Here is a 16435-nt window from a genome sequence, read left to right as displayed (position 1 = left end):
TTTGGTCGGCACAAAAAACGGCCTGGGCAGGGATTATGTCATCCGGATCCAGGATTCTTTTTTCATTTCTCAAGCCCGCGGACCAGCGATGTATTGCGATTCGTAGCCGTTCTTGAAAACATGGAGAAAGGTATGCCTGTCGAGCGGCGGGTGATTTTCGAGGTAGGCTTTCTGGATGGACAGCGCATACCCGATACCCTCGAAAAAATCGTAGACCTCTTCGGGGGTTCCTTTAAAATATTCGAGGCCGCCGTACCCGCATTCGAAAATGATCGTGGGGCGGCAACGTGCGATCGTTTGCCTGGCGCCGCGGAAAACCTTCAGCTCTGCGCCTTCCACATCTATTTTAACCAGGTCGATGCGCGGCACATCTTTCAAAACATCATCCAGCAGCGCTGCCGTATAGTTCAGCTCTTTTGCCTCCAGTTGATTGAACGAACGGCGCGCCAGCCCGCTCACACCGGTGCGTTTGGGGAAATAAAAAAAGCTGACGGCCTCTTCCGTATCCGACAAAACCATTTTCTTTAAATGAACACGGGGCGAATTGTATTTACGGGTGAGGTAATTGTACAGATCGGGTATCGGCTCAAAGCCATACAACATCCCGTTTTTGCAATGCCTGTACATAGAATTGAACAGCTGTCCTTCGTTAACGCCAATGTCTACACACACTGCATCAGTGGGCAAACGGCGGATCAGGGAGATGGCCTGCAGATCGTATACAGAGATCTTGTGTTTGAAATGCCGCTCATAATAACTGTACAACCGGAACGCAAAACTGCGGATGCTGTTCTTGACCGATATGAGGAAATAATTTTTCATGCAGGAGGCAATATTAGGGAAAAGGTCCAAGAAGAAGACCAGTCAGGGCGACTGGGAACGGAAGATGGCAGCACCCTGTCTTCAATTTTTACTTTATAAAGACTCTTCGATTCCCTTATCCAGGATCTTCTCCAATGAGGCCAGCTTAGCGGCGGCCTCGTTCCATTTTACCATATCGTTGCCGGATTGTTTCTGCTCGGTAGCGAACCAGAGCAACACCATCGACACATAATCCTGCATATCCTTGCCCGCGAAATTGGTTTTGAATTCCGTGATCTTGTCGTTGATGAGCGCTGCGGTTTTCCGCAACACCTCTTCATCTGCAACATCTATCTTAAGACGGTAGCTGCGGTCGGCGATCAGGATATTTACGGGAATGAGTTCGGGCATAGGTTGCAGGTTTGGGGTTTGAAGTCTGTAGCCGGGGTGAATGATTTACACCGCGGCCCAAAAAATGCCGGCTGCTCAGGTATTCAACAATGCGAGACATTTATCAATTTCCCTGAGGTAACCGTCGATGCGCTTGCTGAGTGCATTTTTTTCTGTTTCGTTCAGGAGATTGCCGGATCCGAGTTTGAGCGCATCTACCTGGTGGTTGATCGCCTGGAGCGACCGTTCCTTGGCCTCGTTATCGGCAACCGCTTTCTCCAGCTCTTTTTTCAGCCGTTGGTTTTCCTTTTGCAGCATTGCCTGTTGCTTCAGCAACTGCTGAAGTTTGTCCTGGATGCTTTTTATCTGTAAGTCAAGGTCAACCATCAAACTAAGTTATAAAAAAGTTGAAGCAGAAGTGCAAACGGAAAATAGGAAATACGAAGTCGGCAGTATGGATTCCTTACCGCCAACTTCGTACCTGCTTCTTTTATTTACGGATCTCCGCGGCCAGGTCGGTCTCAAATCCCTGCACCAGCCTGGCGATCATACCATCCACTTCTTTGTCTGTTAATGTTTTCTCATCATCGGAAAAAAGAAAACTGATGGCCATCGATTTTTTACCTGCGCCCAGTTTTTCGCTTTCAAAAACATCGAACAGGCGCATGTCTTTGAGCTTGGGCAGTTTTACTTTTTTTACCGTTTGCTCTATCGATTCGTAAGTAGTGGAACGGTTTACAACCATGGCAAGGTCGCGCTGCATTACCGGGAACCTGTTCACTTCCCTGTACGTGATCCTGTTGCTGCTCACCGCATTTTCAAGCGATGCAAAGCTGATGTCAAGGATATATACGGGCTGCCTGATATCAAACTGCTGCAGTTTGCCTGCATCAACCGCTCTTAATTTGCCGAGCCATGTTTTTTCGTGGTACACATCCAATACCGTGCCTTGTTCGCCTGCGCTTTCAAAACGCAGGTTATTGAGGCCGCAGAGTTCGCAAACCGCGGTGGTGAGGCCCTTGAGTTTATAAAAATCCTGGGGCTTGCTTTTTTCGCGCCAGCCATCTTCGTGGTTGGAGCCGGTAATGTACAAACACAGGTGCTCGTCTTCCTGGTATGCCCCCACTGCTTTGCTGGTATAGGTTTTACCGAATTCAAAGAACTGCAGGTTGTTGTTCCTGCGGTTGAGGTTGTAGGATATGGCTTCCAGGCCGGTTTCCACCATTGAAGGGCGCAGTACATTCAATTCCTCGCTCAGGTTATTGATCATTTTCACGGTTGTTTCCAGTACCGCTTCGTCAAAATACCTGCTGTTGGTGATGGAGTTGGTGAGGATCTCCACGAAACCCTGTCCTACCAGGTACCCCGCAATCTTATCGCGCAGCGCTTCTTTCACACGCAGGTTTTCAACCGAAGGGCTGATGGTTATTGTGGCAGGAATTTCTATGTTGTCCAATCCGTCGATCCGCAGGATCTCTTCCACGATGTCTGCGGGTATGCTGATGTCTGGCTTGCTGTAAGGAACCCCTACGCGGATCTCATCTATCCCTTCGCGAACGATGTCGAAACCAAGACTGGTCAATATCTTCTTCACCGCGTCTGAATGGTAATTTTTGCCGCTCAGTTTTTTGAGGTAATGGTTTTTCAGCGTTACTTCTGTCTTTGGTTTTGGGTCGGGATACACGTCTACCACCTCGCTCGCGATCTCGCCACCTGCGATCTCCCTGATCAGCAGCGCCGCACGTTTCAGCACATTCACCGTGTTTGAAATATCTACGCCTTTTTCAAAACGCGTGGCGGCATCTGTACGCAGTTCATGGCGCACAGAAGTTTTGCGGATGCTGACCGGGTGAAACCAGGCGCTCTCGAGAAATATATTTTTTGTAGCGGCCGTTACGCCACTTTTCAAACCGCCAAAAACACCTGCAATACACATGCCTTCTTCCTTGCCGTTGCAGATCATCAGGTCCTCGCTGCTGAGTTTTCTTTCTTTTTCATCCAGTGAAACAAACAGGGTGCCTTCCGGCAGGTTTTTTACGATGATCTCGTTGCCAGCGATCATGTCTGCATCAAATGCATGCAGCGGTTGCCCCGTTTCGTGAAGGATGAAATTGGTGATGTCAACGATGTTGTTGATCGACCTGAGCCCAATGGAAACGAGCCGGTCCTTCAGCCATTTCGGCGATTCGCCCACTGTAACACCGGCGATGCTTACGCCTGCATAACGCTCGCAATCTATTTTGTTCTGAACCGTTACTTTTACCGGCTTCGAATTGTTATCGGCAGAAAACGGCCCGGTGAGGGGCGATTTTACTTTTGTTTCTTTTGAATGATGGGTGAGATAGGCGCATACGTCCCTGGCCACACCATAATGACTCATCGCATCCATCCGGTTGGGTGTGAGGCCGATCTCGTAAATCCAGTCTGCATAAGGCTTGAAATAATCTGCCGCGGCCGATCCCGGTACTGCATTTTCGGGCATTACAATAATACCGGCGTGGTCGGCGCCCAAACCGATCTCGTCTTCGGCGCAGATCATCCCATGGCTCTCAACACCGCGGATTTTGGCAACGCGCATGGTTAGCGGGTCGCCGTTCACCGGGTAAATGGTTGTACCAACGGTTGCAACGATCACTTTCTGACCCGCCGCAACATTACTGGCGCCGCAAACGATCTGCAAAGGCTCGCCTGCACCCACATTTACTTTGGTAACTTTTAATTTATCGGCGTTCGGATGTTGCCCGCATTCCAGCACTTCTCCTACCACCAGCCCGGCCAATCCGCCCCTGATGCTTTCGTATCGCTCCAGGCTCTCCACTTCGAGCCCGATGGAGGTGAGAATTTTAGACAATTTCTCCGGATCGATCGCTTCCGGCAGGTAATCGCATAACCAATTGTAACTGATCGTCATAGTTGCTTGTTCTTTACGGGGGCGAAAATACGCTATAAGCCGCAAGCGGCAAGCTATTGGCTTGCGGGCCTGGGCGGCGGCCGCTTTACCTGCCCCGGGGAATGGCCTGTTACGCGTGGTTTAGGGCACGGGCCTGCCAAAAACAGTTACACAAAAAACCCCCATCCCGCCGTTTTTCCTCAAAAATTCTTTCTGCACAAGCAATGTGAATTAACAGGGCGAAACGTAGGAAAACTTTTACTTTTGGTGGATAAGCGTGTAAAATATGTGAATGAAGCAGGTTTGCGTGTTAGCCTGGGTGTAATATCCTGTGGATGAAAATTTAGTTTGAAAAGTTTTCGCTTGCCAGCTTCTTCCGTTTATATTCGCCCTCTTACCGGCTGGTAACAATTCCGTAACACGGAAAAGAAATCGAAGGAGAAGCATTGATACATCGTTTTTACTAACCCCAACCAAAACTGACGAACACCCGATATGGACCTGACCAGCCTGAATAAAGACCGCAGTAAAAGAAGAAAGACTTCGATAGACATGGGCACCATGGTATATGGCAAGGTGCCGCCCCAGGCGAAAGAACTGGAGGAAGCGGTACTGGGCGCCATCATGCTTGAAAAAAGTGCATTCGACAGCGTTACGGAGATCATCAAACCCGAGTGTTTTTATGTAGAATCGCACCAGGAGATCTTTAAAGCGATGCAGAGCCTGCAGCAGAAAAGCATGCCCATTGATATCCTCACCGTGGTGGAAGAACTGAAGATGCGCGAAAAACTGGATGCGGTGGGCGGCCCCTACTATGTAACCAAACTCACCAATTCCGTTGTTTCCACTGCCAATATCGAGGCGCATGCGAGGATCGTGCTGCAGAAATTCATCCAGAGGGAACTGATCCGCATCAGCGGGGAGATCATTGGCGATGCATACGAAGACAGCACAGATGTTTTTGACCTGCTCGACGACAGCGAAACAAAAATGTTCAACATCACGAACAACTACCTCAAGAAGAATTTCGAGGACATACAGAACGTTCTGGCAAAAACCATCAACCGTATTGATGAGCTCCGCACCAAAACCGATGATATTTCGGGTGTACCGAGCGGGTTTCCTACGCTTGACCGTGTTACCTACGGGTGGCAGCCAACCGACCTGATCATTCTTGCGGCCCGCCCGGCCGTGGGTAAAACAGCCTTCGCCCTAAACCTGGCGCGCAACGCGGCCATGCACCCCACCAACCCGGTGCCGGTGGCGTTCTTCTCGCTTGAGATGGGCGCATCGCAGCTGGTAACACGTATATTGAGTGCGGAGAGCGAGATCAAAATGGAAAAGATCACGCGTGGTAAACTGGAAGACTACGAGTACCAGCAACTCCTGAGCAAGGGAATAAAAAAACTGGAAGTGGCGCCGATCTTCATTGATGATACGGCGGCATTGAACATCTTCGAGTTCCGTGCAAAGGCAAGAAGGCTGGTGAACAAACACAAGGTTGGTTTTATCATCATCGATTACCTGCAGCTGATGAGCGGAAGCGCCGATGCGAAAGGGAACCGCGAACAGGAGATCAGCACCATCTCGCGAAACCTGAAGGCGCTCGCAAAAGAATTGAACATCCCCATCATTGCACTGAGCCAGTTGAGCCGTGCGGTGGAAACAAGAAAAGAAAGCAAGATGCCGCAGCTGAGCGATCTCCGCGAATCGGGCGCCATCGAGCAGGATGCAGATATGGTAATGTTCATCTACCGCCCGGAATACTACGAGGTGATGAACAACGAGAACGGCGAAAGCACACACGGCGAAACGCATGTGCGTATTGCCAAACACAGGAACGGATCACTCGAAACCATTAAGCTGCGCGCCAAACTGGAGATCCAGAAATTTGAAGAATGGGAAGATGGCGGCGGCGGATTGCCCGGCCTGGGCAGCAGCTGGAAACCCGTTGGCACACCCATGCCACCAGCCGGCGGAAGCGATGCCAAACTTTACATCGAAAAAGGAAGCAAAATGAATGGCGGCGATTTTGATGAGGGTTTTGATGCGGACGCACCTTTTTAGCATGAACGAAAAATAATTTTAAAATCATACAATGAAAGGCTGGTTCTCGGACCGGCCTTTGTTTTCGGATCTTATGTACTGTTCAGGCTTCTTGACTATTTTTATGCGAAGGTTGTTACAAAAAAAGATCATACACCCTTAAAACCGATCACGCTCAACTTACCACGCACCATGGCCCTTCCTTTCTTCTACGAAAACACTGTTTCGGCTGCAAGCACCCATTTTACCTTAAGCGAAGAAACCAGCAAACATTGCACGCAGGTACTCCGGATGAGAACCGGTGCGGCATTGCAGTTGACCGATGGGCGGGGCAATCTTTTTAAAGCAAGCATCATCAGCGAAGACAAAAGAAAAACGGTGGTCCTGATCGAAGAACAAACATCCCTTCCCGCGCCGGCAAAAAAAACAAACATCGCGATTGCACTGCTTAAAAACAACAGCAGGTTTGAATGGTTCCTAGAGAAAGCAACTGAAATCGGTGTTACGGAAATACAACCTCTGCTCACCGATCACACAGAGCATACACGGTTCCGGCACGACAGAATGAATGGAATTCTGATCGCTGCAATGCTCCAGAGCCAGCAGGCCTGGCTCCCGGTTTTACACGAGCCCATCGCATTCAACGTTTGTGTGAAAAACGCAACCCATCAACAAAAACTCATTGCCCATTGCGAGGATGAGCAGAAAAATTTTATACGGGATCTTCCCGCTTCAAACGACGTACAGGTGCTTATCGGCCCGGAGGGCGATTTTTCGCACGAAGAGATCCGGCTGGCCCTGGATGCCGGCTTCATACCGGTTAGCCTGGGCAATACCCGCCTGCGCGCCGAAACCGCCGGCGTTGTTGCCGCCACTCTGGTTGTTCAGCGCTGAACTTTTAAAAAATAATACGACAGCTACGCACAGGAAGAAACTTCCTGGTGTACATTCAATAAGCTATGAAAAAACTCTTACCCGTTTGTTGTTTGTTCTTCCTTTTTTCCTGCAAGTATTTCAGCAGTAAAAAAATGGTTCAGCGCGATACCACCATCACCCAAAAAACCTCTTTCAACAACCTGTTTTTCGACAGCGCCCGGATCGATGCATTCATTGCAGAAAACCCGCAGTATGCTGCGTTTACCGATCAGTTCAAAGATTTTTACAGCCACAGGAATTACCAGTACGCATGGTTCGATACTTCTGGTTTGGCAGAACAGGCAAATAATTTCATCAACCTCCAGAACAACTACATCAACGATCTTGGCGACAGCTCGCTGTACAACCCCGCTTTGCAGGGCCTTGTGGACACATTGACCGGCCAAAGGCCAAACCATGTGCTGAACGATGCCCGGGTAATGCAAACAGAGTTGCTGCTCACCGGGCAATTCTTTCAATACGCTGCCAAAGTGTACAAGGGAAGCGATATTGATGCAGCGCAACTCGGCTGGTTCATTCCCAGGAAAAAAATTGACCTGACCGCCCTGCTCGATTCTTCGCTCAAAACAAAAGCAAAAGAAACCGACCAGTTTGCGCCGCAGAATACGCAATACAAAAAATTGCAGGAATACCTTTCAAAATACCTCGCACTGGAAAAACAGGAAACAAACGATACGATCGCCAATGTTCCAAAATCTTTAAAACCAGGTGCCGTTGACGCACGTATTGTTCAGATCAAAAACCGCTTGCAACTATTCGGAGACATTGCTTCAGCGGACTCAAGCGACGTGTACGATTCGCTGCTGGTGGATGGCGTTAAAAACTTCCAGCGCCGCATGGGCTTAACGGTGGATGGCGTTATCGGCAATAAGATGATCGGCGAACTCAATGTTCCCGTTTCCCGGCGCATCCGCCAGGTGCTCGTTAACATGGAACGCGTGCGATGGATGCCGGCAGAGAAAGACACGAATTACATCCTGGTAAATATTCCCGAATACAAAATGCATGTGTACGACAGTGGCCGCCTTGTTTTCGACATGAACGTGATCGTTGGATCGAACGCCAACAACACCGTTATTTTCAACGGCAATCTTAAATACGTTGTGTTCAGCCCGTACTGGAACGTACCTGAAAGTATTGTACGCAAAGAGATCATGCCATCGATCAAACGGAACCCGGGCTACATTGCCAGGAACAATATGGAAATAACCGGTTACAGCGGTGGCGTTCCTAATGTGCGGCAGAAACCCGGTCCCTCGAATTCATTGGGCCTGGTGAAGTTTCTTTTCCCGAACAATTACAGTATTTATTTTCACGATACGCCCAACCGCGAACTGTTTACGCAAACAAACCGCAATTTCAGTCATGGCTGCATCCGCATAGGCGAGCCAAAAAAATTCGCGGAGTACATGCTCCGCAATGATTCTGCCTGGACAAGCGAGGCGATCGACAAAGCCATGCATCTTGCGAAAGAGAAATGGGTGTCGGTTCAAAAACCCGTTCCGGTTTTCATCGTGTACTTTACCGCATGGGTGGATAAGGACGGGTTGCTCAATTTCAGGAAAGACATCTACGGGCACGATGAGAAGATGAGTGAAAAATTGTTTGCAAACTGATGGCTTTATTTTGGCATTTTACTGGCCTATATTTGTAAAAACAGACCTACGATGCAACTGATCGAAGTAACCGATAAACAGACCGCAAAAGATTTTCTTGAAGTAAATGCGTTGATGAACCAGGGCAACCCATGTTACATCAGGTCGCTCGATAACGAGGTGAACGAGGTGTTCGATCCGTCGAAAAATAAAAATTTCAAATACGGTGAGGCCAAAAGGTGGATCGCCAGGAGCGACGACGGTCAACTGATCGGCCGTATTGCTGCCTTTACCAATTCGAAATACATCAACAAAGGCACGGATTTTCCCACCGGCGGGATTGGTTTTTTTGATTGCATAGACGACCAGCCCGTTGCCAATGTATTGTTCGATACAGCAAAGAGCTGGCTGCAGGGCAAAGGCATGGAAGCGATGGATGGGCCGATCAATTTCGGCGACCGCGACAAATGGTGGGGATTGATGGTAGAGGGTTTTGATGATGAGCCGATGTATGGCATGTCGTTCAACCCACCCTACTACGAAGCGTTGTTCAACAATTACGGGTTTGAAAATTATTACAACCAGTTTTATTACAACATGCAGGTGGATGATCCGCTGCCACCCCGCTTTCCCGAGCGGCACGCAAAATTCAAAGCGAAACCGGGATACGAGGCGCGGCACCTCACCCTCGACAAAATTGAAAAATACGCGGTTGATTTCGCTACAGTTTACAATGCGGCCTGGGCACAGCATGGAGAGGCAAAAGAGATCACGAATGAGCAGGTGATCAAACTATTCAACAAGATGAAACCGGTGATGGACCCCAGGTTGATCTGGTTTGCCTATTACAAGGACGAACCGATCGCGATGTTCATCAACATCCCCGACCTCAACCAGTATTTCAAACATTTCAACGGCAAGTTTGGCCTTTGGCAGAAACTGCGCTTGTTGTGGATGAAAAAGATGGGCTACAACAAAAGGCTCACGGGCCTGGCTTTTGGCGTGGTGCCAAAATACCAGGCGCTGGGTATCGATAGTTTTATGATCTACGAATGCGGGTTGCTTGTTCAGAACAAAGGCTGGTACCACCAGTACGAAATGGGCTGGGCCGGCGAATGGAACCCGAAAATGATCAACATCTACAAAAGTCTCAACGGCAAACAAAGCCGCCGCATGATCACTTTCCGTTACCTGTTCGACAGGAACAAGCCATTTGAGAAGCATCCTGAAATGGAGTACAAATGAGCCTCGGGCCGCTCTTGCGGCCTCCCCTGTTTTTCATTGTAGGATAGGATGGCTGTTCGGGCCGGTGGTTCACTGTGCGAGGGCACACCTGTTCAACCCGGTAGAAAAATCAGCTTCCCTTACCCCTTGGATTGACGTTAAAACTTGTTCACATTAACAGAAAAGGCCGCGACCCGCAGCATAGAGCTCGCGGCTAAAATCTTATATTGCACCCCGGCTATGGACAATAAATTCATCGTTTCAGCACGCAAATACAGGCCCCAGAATTTTAATACGGTGGTGGGGCAGTCGCATATCACTACCACACTAAAAAATGCGATCCGGAACAACCAGCTTGCACATGCGTTTTTGTTTTGCGGGCCAAGGGGTGTTGGTAAAACAACCTGTGCGCGGATCCTTGCCAAAACAATCAATTGCACCAGCCCAACCGCCGATGGCGAGGCCTGCAATACCTGTAACAGCTGCGTTTCTTTCGATGCAGGAACCTCCCTTAACATCCATGAACTCGATGCGGCCAGCAACAACTCGGTAGACGATATCCGTTCTCTCGTAGAACAGGTACGTTTTGCGCCGCAGGCGGGGAAATACAAAGTATACATCGTGGATGAGGTACACATGCTCAGCGCAAGTGCCTTCAACGCGTTCCTGAAAACACTGGAAGAACCGCCATCGTACGCGATCTTCATCCTGGCCACTACAGAAAAACACAAGATCCTCCCTACCATCCTGAGCCGCTGCCAGATATTCGACTTCAAACGCATTACCAATAATGATACGGTGACGCACCTGCAGGAGATCGTTGACAAAGAAGAGATCAATGCAGAGAAAGCCGCGCTCCAGGTGATCGCACAAAAAAGCGAGGGATGCATGCGCGACTCATTGAGCATCCTCGATAAGATCGTGAGTTTTACCAATGGAACCGTTACCTACCAGAATACACTGGAACACCTCAATATTCTCGACGAAGATTACTACTTCAAGCTGCTGGACTGTATGCAGCAACAGGATATGGCCGGTGCGATGATGTTGTACGACCAGATCAACCGCAAAGGTTTTGAAGGCGATCTCGTATTGAATGGATTTGCAGAATTCATCAGGAACCTGCTCGTATCAAAAGACGCAAAATCCGCAGCGTTGCTCGAAGTAGTAGAAGGCATGCAGGACAAATACGTTTCCACCGCTTCAAAAACAGGGCTCTCCTACCTGGTAAGCGCACTGAATATACTCAATGAGGCAGAGATCAATTACAAGATGGCGCGCAACAAAAGGCTGCACGTTGAACTTACGCTGATCAAACTCAATTTTCTCCAGCAGGCCATCGACTTGGCAATGGACAATGGCACCGTTGTAAAAAAAAAACGAGTTGACGGGCCCGTCGCCTTTAAAACAAGAGCAGTAACCCCTATACAATACCAGCAGGCGGCTGCAAAAACGCCGGAGGCAAAACTATACATCGACCAGAAACCAGTGGCAGCACCGGCTGCAGCAAAGCCTGCCCCTCCAACACCAACGCATCAAGCCGCAGCGGCAATGGCGCCGCCACCGGTGCGCACTGCGCCAAGACAGGCGCCTGCATCCAATGGTGTAAAAAAATCGCTGCTGGATGTGCTGCGCGAGAAAGCGGGCGACAGGTACGCGGTTGAAGAGATCAAGGAAGCGGAGGTATTGTCTATGGAGAAACTGCGTGCCTGCTGGGACAGCTATACGGAGCTATTGGAAAAGCAGCTCAAGCACTCATCGGCCGGAACATTCAGGGCGGCGAGGCTGGAGATTGAAAATGAAATACGTTTTACGGTAACAGTGTCGGCACTTACTTCACAAAAATTTGTGGAGCAGGAAAAAATGATGCTGATGGACCATATCCACACCAACTTCAACAACAGGGCCATTGTTTTCAATGTGCTTGTGGAAGCAGGCGAAAGAGAAGACATTCCCCTGCACATGCGCCTCAACAGCAAAGACAAATTCGAACACATCGCATCGCAATACCCGCTTGTTAAGGAGCTGAAGGACCGGCTGAAGCTGGAGATCGATTATTGATCGTGTGAGTTGCTATTTGGCCTTGCCGGCTGTTGCCTGCCCGGAGAAGCGCCATTCACAAATTCATTGTAATTTTACGGCATGCCCATCACCACAAAAAAATATTCAAACGGTGAGATCACCGTTGTATGGAAGCCTGATACCTGCATCCACAGCCGTATTTGCTGGACACAGCTCCGCCAGGTTTTTGATCCCACAAAAAGGCCATGGATCACCATGGAAGGAACGGACACCGAAAAGATCATTGAACAGGTGCGCAAATGCCCGAGCGGCGCGCTGAGTTATTTCAGGAACGAAGAAGAAGGCGGGGAAGGCTCAACCGGGAACAACGTGGTAAAAGAAGCCGCGGAGATCCTTAATATCAAGATCACACCCAACGGACCGATCCTGGTAAATACAGACTGCCGCATTACACACAGCGACGGAACAGAAGAAATAAAAAAAGGCACAACGGCGCTTTGCCGCTGCGGGGCCTCCGCAAAAAAACCATACTGTGATGGAACGCACAATGCGATTGGTTTCCAGGGATAACACCCGCCAATGACCAGGAAAGGATCATACTTTTTTCGATTGCGTATAGCCGTTCTTCAAGAGCCACTGCAATACTTTATCCCGCTGGTCGCCCTGCACAATGGCTTCATTGTCTTTCACACTGCCGCCGGTACCGCAGAAATTTTTTAGTTTTTTGCCAAGATCCTCAAGATCTTCTTCTTTGCCGGCAAAACCGGTTACCAGCGTTACGGCTTTGCCCGCGCGTTGCTTTGTATCAAGGCGTACACGCAGCTTTTGCTGGCTTGCGGGAAGCGTATCCAGCGATCCCGTTTCCTCCGGTTCAAACCGGAAAGAGGGATCTGTACTGAAAACAAATCCGCGGGCGTCCGGTTTATTTTTTTTACTCATGATTTCCTGTTTGGTAACTTTTGGAAAGTTATAAACTTTCCAAAAGTTAAGGTTAGATGATCACAGCTTTCAGGCTGAGATCAAGACTTTTTGCCTGGTGTATCAGTCCGCCCACACTCACATAATCAACACCCGTGGCCGCATACGATTCAATGGTTTCGAGGTTGATGCCGCCGCTGGCCTCTGTTTCAAATGCCCCGTCGATGATCTTCATTGCTTCAACGATCAGCCCCGGCGAAAAATTGTCGAGCATGATGCGGAACACTTTTCCTTTGCCCGCTTCACAAACCCTTATCACATCTTCAATGTTTCTTGTTTCCACTTCTATCTTAAGCGGATCCTTCATTTTCTGCACATAGGCATAGGCTGCCTCTATGGCGGGTACAATGCCGCCGCAGTAATCGATATGATTGTCCTTCAGCATGATCATATCATACAAACCAAACCGGTGGTTCACACCGCCGCCGATCCTGACCGCTTCTTTCTCCAGCAGCCTGAAATTAGGCGTGGTTTTTCGTGTATCGAGCAGCCGGGTATGATAGCCTTCCAGTTTCTCCGTATAGGCACGCGTTAAGGTTGCAATGCCGCTCATGCGCTGCATACAGTTCAGTACAAGGCGCTCGCAGGTAAGGATCGTATGCACAGACGCCTCCACCTCGAATGCCTTTTCGCCAATAAACATCGCCTCCCCGTCTTTTTTATAAGGGGTGAAAACGATGCCTTCTTCTTTCATCCTGAATATTTTTTCCGCCACCGCCTCGCCCGCCAGTATGCCGTCTTGCTTGATCTTGAGCACGGCCTTCCCTTTCTTCCCCACGGGAATACTGGAAAGCGTGGAATGATCGCCATCGCCAACGTCTTCCTGTAAAGCTTCGTTGATCAGGTGCGTAAGTTGTTCGTCGAAAGATTTCATGAAACAAAGGTAGGGAATCGTAGGTGGCCGTTGTTGTGGGCCGCAACATGCCCACAGCTTCCCGAAAAGAAAAGATCCCGCTTCCGCGGGATCTTGAAAATGATTTAGGGATGGGCGCGCCAATTGCTAACTTACCCGAACCGTAATGATCTGCCACTTGCCGTTCTTCATTTTCATCATAAGGGTGATGTTGTAACCCTTGTTGCTGTTCTGAAGCTTGCCGGTGAGATAAGAAATACCAGTTGCATCGCGCTGCGAGGTTTTTTCGAAACCGTTGATACCGGTCTCCGTAAAAAAGCCCTTTAAAGTGATGGCGGCCTGGTTACGGCTCATGTTCTTTACCTCTGGTTTATCGAGTAATTTAACGTCTACAAAATCATCAAGGTGTTCCGTCAGCCTCGTGGCATCGCCCGACTTGAGCGCGTTAACGATGGCATCCGCGTCGCCGCTCTGTCCGAAAGACACCAGCCCGATCATCAATCCAATTAATAAGAATAATTTTTTCATATACTGTAATTACCCCCGTAAATGCCAAAAACATGCCAGATTGTGCAGCGGCGGGTATTAGCATAAAGTTAACATCTTCTCATCAATTGTAAATGCAGTAATTTTATGCCATGAGCAAGAAAGCAATACTGGTCATTATGGATGGCTGGGGACTCGGAAAAATAAGATCGGCAGACGCGATCCAGAACGCAAATGTGCCGTTTGTAAGTTCTTTGTATCAGAAATACCCGAATACCACGCTGACCACCTGTGGTGAAGAGGTTGGTTTGCCCGCCGGGCAGATGGGCAACAGCGAAGTGGGGCACCTCAACCTGGGCGCCGGGCGCATCGTTTACCAGGAGCTGGAGCGCATCAATGTGTCGATACGCAAGGGAGACTTAACAAAAAATGAACATTTGCTGGCAGCCATCCGGCTTGCCAAATCGTCGCAAAAACCGTTGCACCTGCTCGGGCTGGTGAGCAATGGCGGGGTGCATTCACACATCAACCACATCAAGGCGATCTGTGACGATTGTAAACAGGAAGGGCTGACCGAGGTATACATCCACGCATTTACAGATGGAAGGGACACCGACCCGAAAAGCGGGCTCGGTTTCATCAAAGAACTGCAGGAACACATGAATGGTTCCGTAGGAAAGATCGCATCAGTGAGCGGGAGGTATTATGCAATGGACCGCGACAAACGCTGGGAGCGCGTGAAACTGGCATACGATTGCCTGGTAAAGGGCGAGGGACAAAAAGCAACCGATGCAGTAGCTGCCGTTGAAAACGCATACAGGGAGAACATCACAGACGAGTTCATCAAACCCACCGTTATTGTGAACGAGGCGCAGCAACCGCTGGCAACCATCAAAGATGGCGACGTGGCGCTTTGCTTCAATTTCAGAACAGACCGCTGCCGCGAAATTTCGGAGGTGCTTACGCAGGCAGACCATCCAGACTTCGGTATGCACAGGCTCAACATCGATTATACAACCATGACGATGTACGACCACAGTTTTCAGAATGTGCACGTGATATTTGAGAAAGACAACCTCAACAATACGCTGGGCGAAATCCTCGCCAACAATGGCAAGAAACAGATCCGTATTGCGGAAACAGAAAAATACCCCCATGTTACCTTCTTCTTCAGCGGCGGAAGGGAAGAACCCTTTGAAGGGGAGAGCCGCATCATGGTTCCATCGCCAAAGGTGGCCACTTACGACCTTCAACCCGAAATGAGTGCTTACGGTATTACCGATAAACTCATTCCGGAAATTGAAAAAGAAACAGCGGATTTTATTTGCCTGAACTACGCAAACACAGACATGGTGGGCCACACCGGTGTTTTCAGCGCAGCGGTGAAAGCGGCAGAAACGGTGGATGCCTGTGTGAAGCGCGTGGTTACTGCGGCGCTTGAACACGGCTATACCGTTTTCCTGACAGCAGACCATGGCAATTCTGATTTTATGATCAACGAAGACGGATCGCCCAATACCGCGCACACACTCAATCCTGTGCCATTGTTCGTGATCGATAAAGAATGGAAAGGCGAACTGAAACACGGTAAACTTGGCGATATCGCACCAACCATTTTAACCATGATGGGCCTTCCGATCCCGCCGGAAATGACGGGTGAAGTTTTAATCTGACCGAACCATGAAACCAATAAAAAAAATACTGCTTGCCCTGTTTATCGTGTTCCTGGTGTTGCAGGCATTCCGCCCTGCAAAGAACATTTCGAACAACAGATCGAAGAACATTTCAAAAACATACGTGGTACCGCTTGATGTGCAGGCCATCCTTGCCAAAGCCTGTAACGATTGCCACAGCAACAGCACACGCTATCCCTGGTATTCCGAGATCCAGCCCGTAGGCTGGTGGCTCGCAGACCATGTAAAAGACGGAAAGCGCCATTTGAATTTTGATGAGTTTGATGGCTACACCATCGCTCGCCAATACCATAAACTGGAAGAATGCATCGAAGAAGTAAAGAAAGGAAGCATGCCCTTGCCCTCTTATACCATTACACACAAAGATGCGGTGCTGACGGCAGCAGAAAAAGAATCGCTGTATAAATGGTGCGACCTGTTAAGAGAAACGATCAGGGAAAACAATCCGCCGGATAGCCTCGTAACCAGGAGAAAGTAAAAACGGTTCAGGTTCAACATTTATCAACCGGCCTGGCCGGTT

The 16435-nt window shown here is 49.3% G+C and carries 15 protein-coding genes; 8 read left to right on the top strand and 7 right to left on the bottom strand.

All coding sequences use genetic code 11. From position 1 onward, the window contains the following. Window positions 1-69: 69 nt before the first annotated feature. From GWC95_RS02865 to pheT, 4 genes are all read right to left on the bottom strand, one after another. Entirely contained in the window at window positions 70-822 is a 753-nt protein-coding gene (locus tag GWC95_RS02865; protein WP_161817156.1) for an FkbM family methyltransferase, read from the bottom strand. A 93-nt stretch (window positions 823-915) separates the two neighbouring features. Continuing rightward, window positions 916-1212 carry a cell division protein ZapA gene (locus tag GWC95_RS02860; RefSeq protein WP_161817155.1) on the bottom strand — a complete coding sequence of 99 codons (297 nt, stop codon included), beginning with the start codon at window positions 1210-1212 and terminating at the stop codon, window positions 916-918. 75 nt (window positions 1213-1287) lie between these two features. Then, window positions 1288-1578: a hypothetical protein gene (locus tag GWC95_RS02855; protein ID WP_161817154.1), complete on the bottom strand. Its 291-nt coding sequence runs from the start codon at window positions 1576-1578 to the stop codon at window positions 1288-1290. A 103-nt stretch (window positions 1579-1681) separates the two neighbouring features. Next, window positions 1682-4102 (bottom strand): phenylalanine--tRNA ligase subunit beta, encoded by a 2421-nt coding sequence (pheT, locus tag GWC95_RS02850; RefSeq protein WP_161817153.1) that lies wholly within the window; start codon window positions 4100-4102, stop codon window positions 1682-1684. Between the two features lie 474 nt (window positions 4103-4576). On the opposite strand from pheT, the gene dnaB reads away from it, so the two are divergent. The 6 genes from dnaB (at window position 4577) to GWC95_RS02820 (ending at window position 12474) form a co-directional block, all read left to right on the top strand. Further along, entirely contained in the window at window positions 4577-6148 is a 1572-nt protein-coding gene (gene dnaB, locus GWC95_RS02845) for a replicative DNA helicase (protein WP_161817152.1), read from the top strand. A 171-nt stretch (window positions 6149-6319) separates the two neighbouring features. Continuing rightward, window positions 6320-7021 carry an RsmE family RNA methyltransferase gene (locus GWC95_RS02840; protein WP_161817151.1) on the top strand — a complete coding sequence of 234 codons (702 nt, stop codon included), beginning with the start codon at window positions 6320-6322 and terminating at the stop codon, window positions 7019-7021. 65 nt (window positions 7022-7086) lie between these two features. Beyond that, complete coding sequence (locus GWC95_RS02835; protein ID WP_161817150.1) at window positions 7087-8679, top strand: L,D-transpeptidase family protein; 1593 nt, start codon at window positions 7087-7089, stop codon at window positions 8677-8679. A 51-nt stretch (window positions 8680-8730) separates the two neighbouring features. After that, window positions 8731-9903, top strand: coding sequence for a hypothetical protein (locus GWC95_RS02830; RefSeq protein WP_161817149.1), 1173 nt, complete (start codon window positions 8731-8733; stop codon window positions 9901-9903). Between the two features lie 219 nt (window positions 9904-10122). Further along, the gene (locus GWC95_RS02825) at window positions 10123-11943 is read left to right on the top strand and encodes a DNA polymerase III subunit gamma/tau (RefSeq protein ID WP_161817148.1); all 1821 of its coding nucleotides are present in this window, start codon (window positions 10123-10125) and stop codon (window positions 11941-11943) included. An 81-nt stretch (window positions 11944-12024) separates the two neighbouring features. Next, a complete protein-coding gene (locus GWC95_RS02820) occupies window positions 12025-12474 on the top strand; it encodes a (4Fe-4S)-binding protein (RefSeq protein ID WP_161817147.1) in 450 nt (149 codons plus the stop codon). Between the two features lie 24 nt (window positions 12475-12498). On the opposite strand, the gene GWC95_RS02815 is transcribed toward GWC95_RS02820, so the two are convergent. The 3 genes from GWC95_RS02815 to GWC95_RS02805 all read right to left on the bottom strand — a co-directional run bounded on the left by GWC95_RS02815 (window position 12499) and on the right by GWC95_RS02805 (window position 14263). Then, window positions 12499-12843: a translation initiation factor gene (locus GWC95_RS02815; RefSeq protein ID WP_161817146.1), complete on the bottom strand. Its 345-nt coding sequence runs from the start codon at window positions 12841-12843 to the stop codon at window positions 12499-12501. 52 nt (window positions 12844-12895) lie between these two features. Next, on the bottom strand, window positions 12896-13756 hold the full coding sequence (gene nadC / locus GWC95_RS02810) for a carboxylating nicotinate-nucleotide diphosphorylase (RefSeq protein WP_161817145.1): 861 nt from the start codon (window positions 13754-13756) through the stop codon (window positions 12896-12898). A 126-nt stretch (window positions 13757-13882) separates the two neighbouring features. Then, complete coding sequence (locus GWC95_RS02805; RefSeq protein WP_161817144.1) at window positions 13883-14263, bottom strand: DUF4783 domain-containing protein; 381 nt, start codon at window positions 14261-14263, stop codon at window positions 13883-13885. A 110-nt stretch (window positions 14264-14373) separates the two neighbouring features. Between GWC95_RS02805 and gpmI the strand changes: the two genes are divergently transcribed. Then, entirely contained in the window at window positions 14374-15894 is a 1521-nt protein-coding gene (gpmI, locus tag GWC95_RS02800; RefSeq protein WP_161817143.1) for a 2,3-bisphosphoglycerate-independent phosphoglycerate mutase, read from the top strand. A 7-nt stretch (window positions 15895-15901) separates the two neighbouring features. Continuing rightward, window positions 15902-16393 carry a heme-binding domain-containing protein gene (locus tag GWC95_RS02795; protein WP_161817142.1) on the top strand — a complete coding sequence of 164 codons (492 nt, stop codon included), beginning with the start codon at window positions 15902-15904 and terminating at the stop codon, window positions 16391-16393. The last annotated feature ends 42 nt before the right edge of the window (window positions 16394-16435 follow it).

Origin of the sequence: Sediminibacterium roseum (genome assembly GCF_009939005.1) — a bacterium.
GTDB classification, from domain to species: domain Bacteria; phylum Bacteroidota; class Bacteroidia; order Chitinophagales; family Chitinophagaceae; genus Sediminibacterium; species Sediminibacterium roseum.
This window is presented reverse-complemented; position numbering and strand designations above follow the sequence as displayed.

Bases quoted from the DNA above. Each gene is read 5' to 3' on its own strand.
- GWC95_RS02865 (WP_161817156.1), bottom strand. From the start codon at position 822: ATGAAAAATTATTTCCTCATATCGGTCAAGAACAGCATCCGCAGTTTT.
- GWC95_RS02840 (WP_161817151.1), top strand. From the start codon at position 6,320: ATGGCCCTTCCTTTCTTCTACGAAAACACTGTTTCGGCTGCAAGCACC.
- GWC95_RS02795 (WP_161817142.1), top strand. From the start codon at position 15,902: ATGAAACCAATAAAAAAAATACTGCTTGCCCTGTTTATCGTGTTCCTG.
- GWC95_RS02820 (WP_161817147.1), top strand. From the start codon at position 12,025: ATGCCCATCACCACAAAAAAATATTCAAACGGTGAGATCACCGTTGTA.
- pheT (WP_161817153.1), bottom strand. From the start codon at position 4,102: ATGACGATCAGTTACAATTGGTTATGCGATTACCTGCCGGAAGCGATC.
- gpmI (WP_161817143.1), top strand. From the start codon at position 14,374: ATGAGCAAGAAAGCAATACTGGTCATTATGGATGGCTGGGGACTCGGA.
- GWC95_RS02855 (WP_161817154.1), bottom strand. From the start codon at position 1,578: ATGGTTGACCTTGACTTACAGATAAAAAGCATCCAGGACAAACTTCAG.
- GWC95_RS02830 (WP_161817149.1), top strand. From the start codon at position 8,731: ATGCAACTGATCGAAGTAACCGATAAACAGACCGCAAAAGATTTTCTT.
- GWC95_RS02825 (WP_161817148.1), top strand. From the start codon at position 10,123: ATGGACAATAAATTCATCGTTTCAGCACGCAAATACAGGCCCCAGAAT.
- GWC95_RS02815 (WP_161817146.1), bottom strand. From the start codon at position 12,843: ATGAGTAAAAAAAATAAACCGGACGCCCGCGGATTTGTTTTCAGTACA.
- GWC95_RS02860 (WP_161817155.1), bottom strand. From the start codon at position 1,212: ATGCCCGAACTCATTCCCGTAAATATCCTGATCGCCGACCGCAGCTAC.
- nadC (WP_161817145.1), bottom strand. From the start codon at position 13,756: ATGAAATCTTTCGACGAACAACTTACGCACCTGATCAACGAAGCTTTA.
- dnaB (WP_161817152.1), top strand. From the start codon at position 4,577: ATGGACCTGACCAGCCTGAATAAAGACCGCAGTAAAAGAAGAAAGACT.
- GWC95_RS02835 (WP_161817150.1), top strand. From the start codon at position 7,087: ATGAAAAAACTCTTACCCGTTTGTTGTTTGTTCTTCCTTTTTTCCTGC.
- GWC95_RS02805 (WP_161817144.1), bottom strand. From the start codon at position 14,263: ATGAAAAAATTATTCTTATTAATTGGATTGATGATCGGGCTGGTGTCT.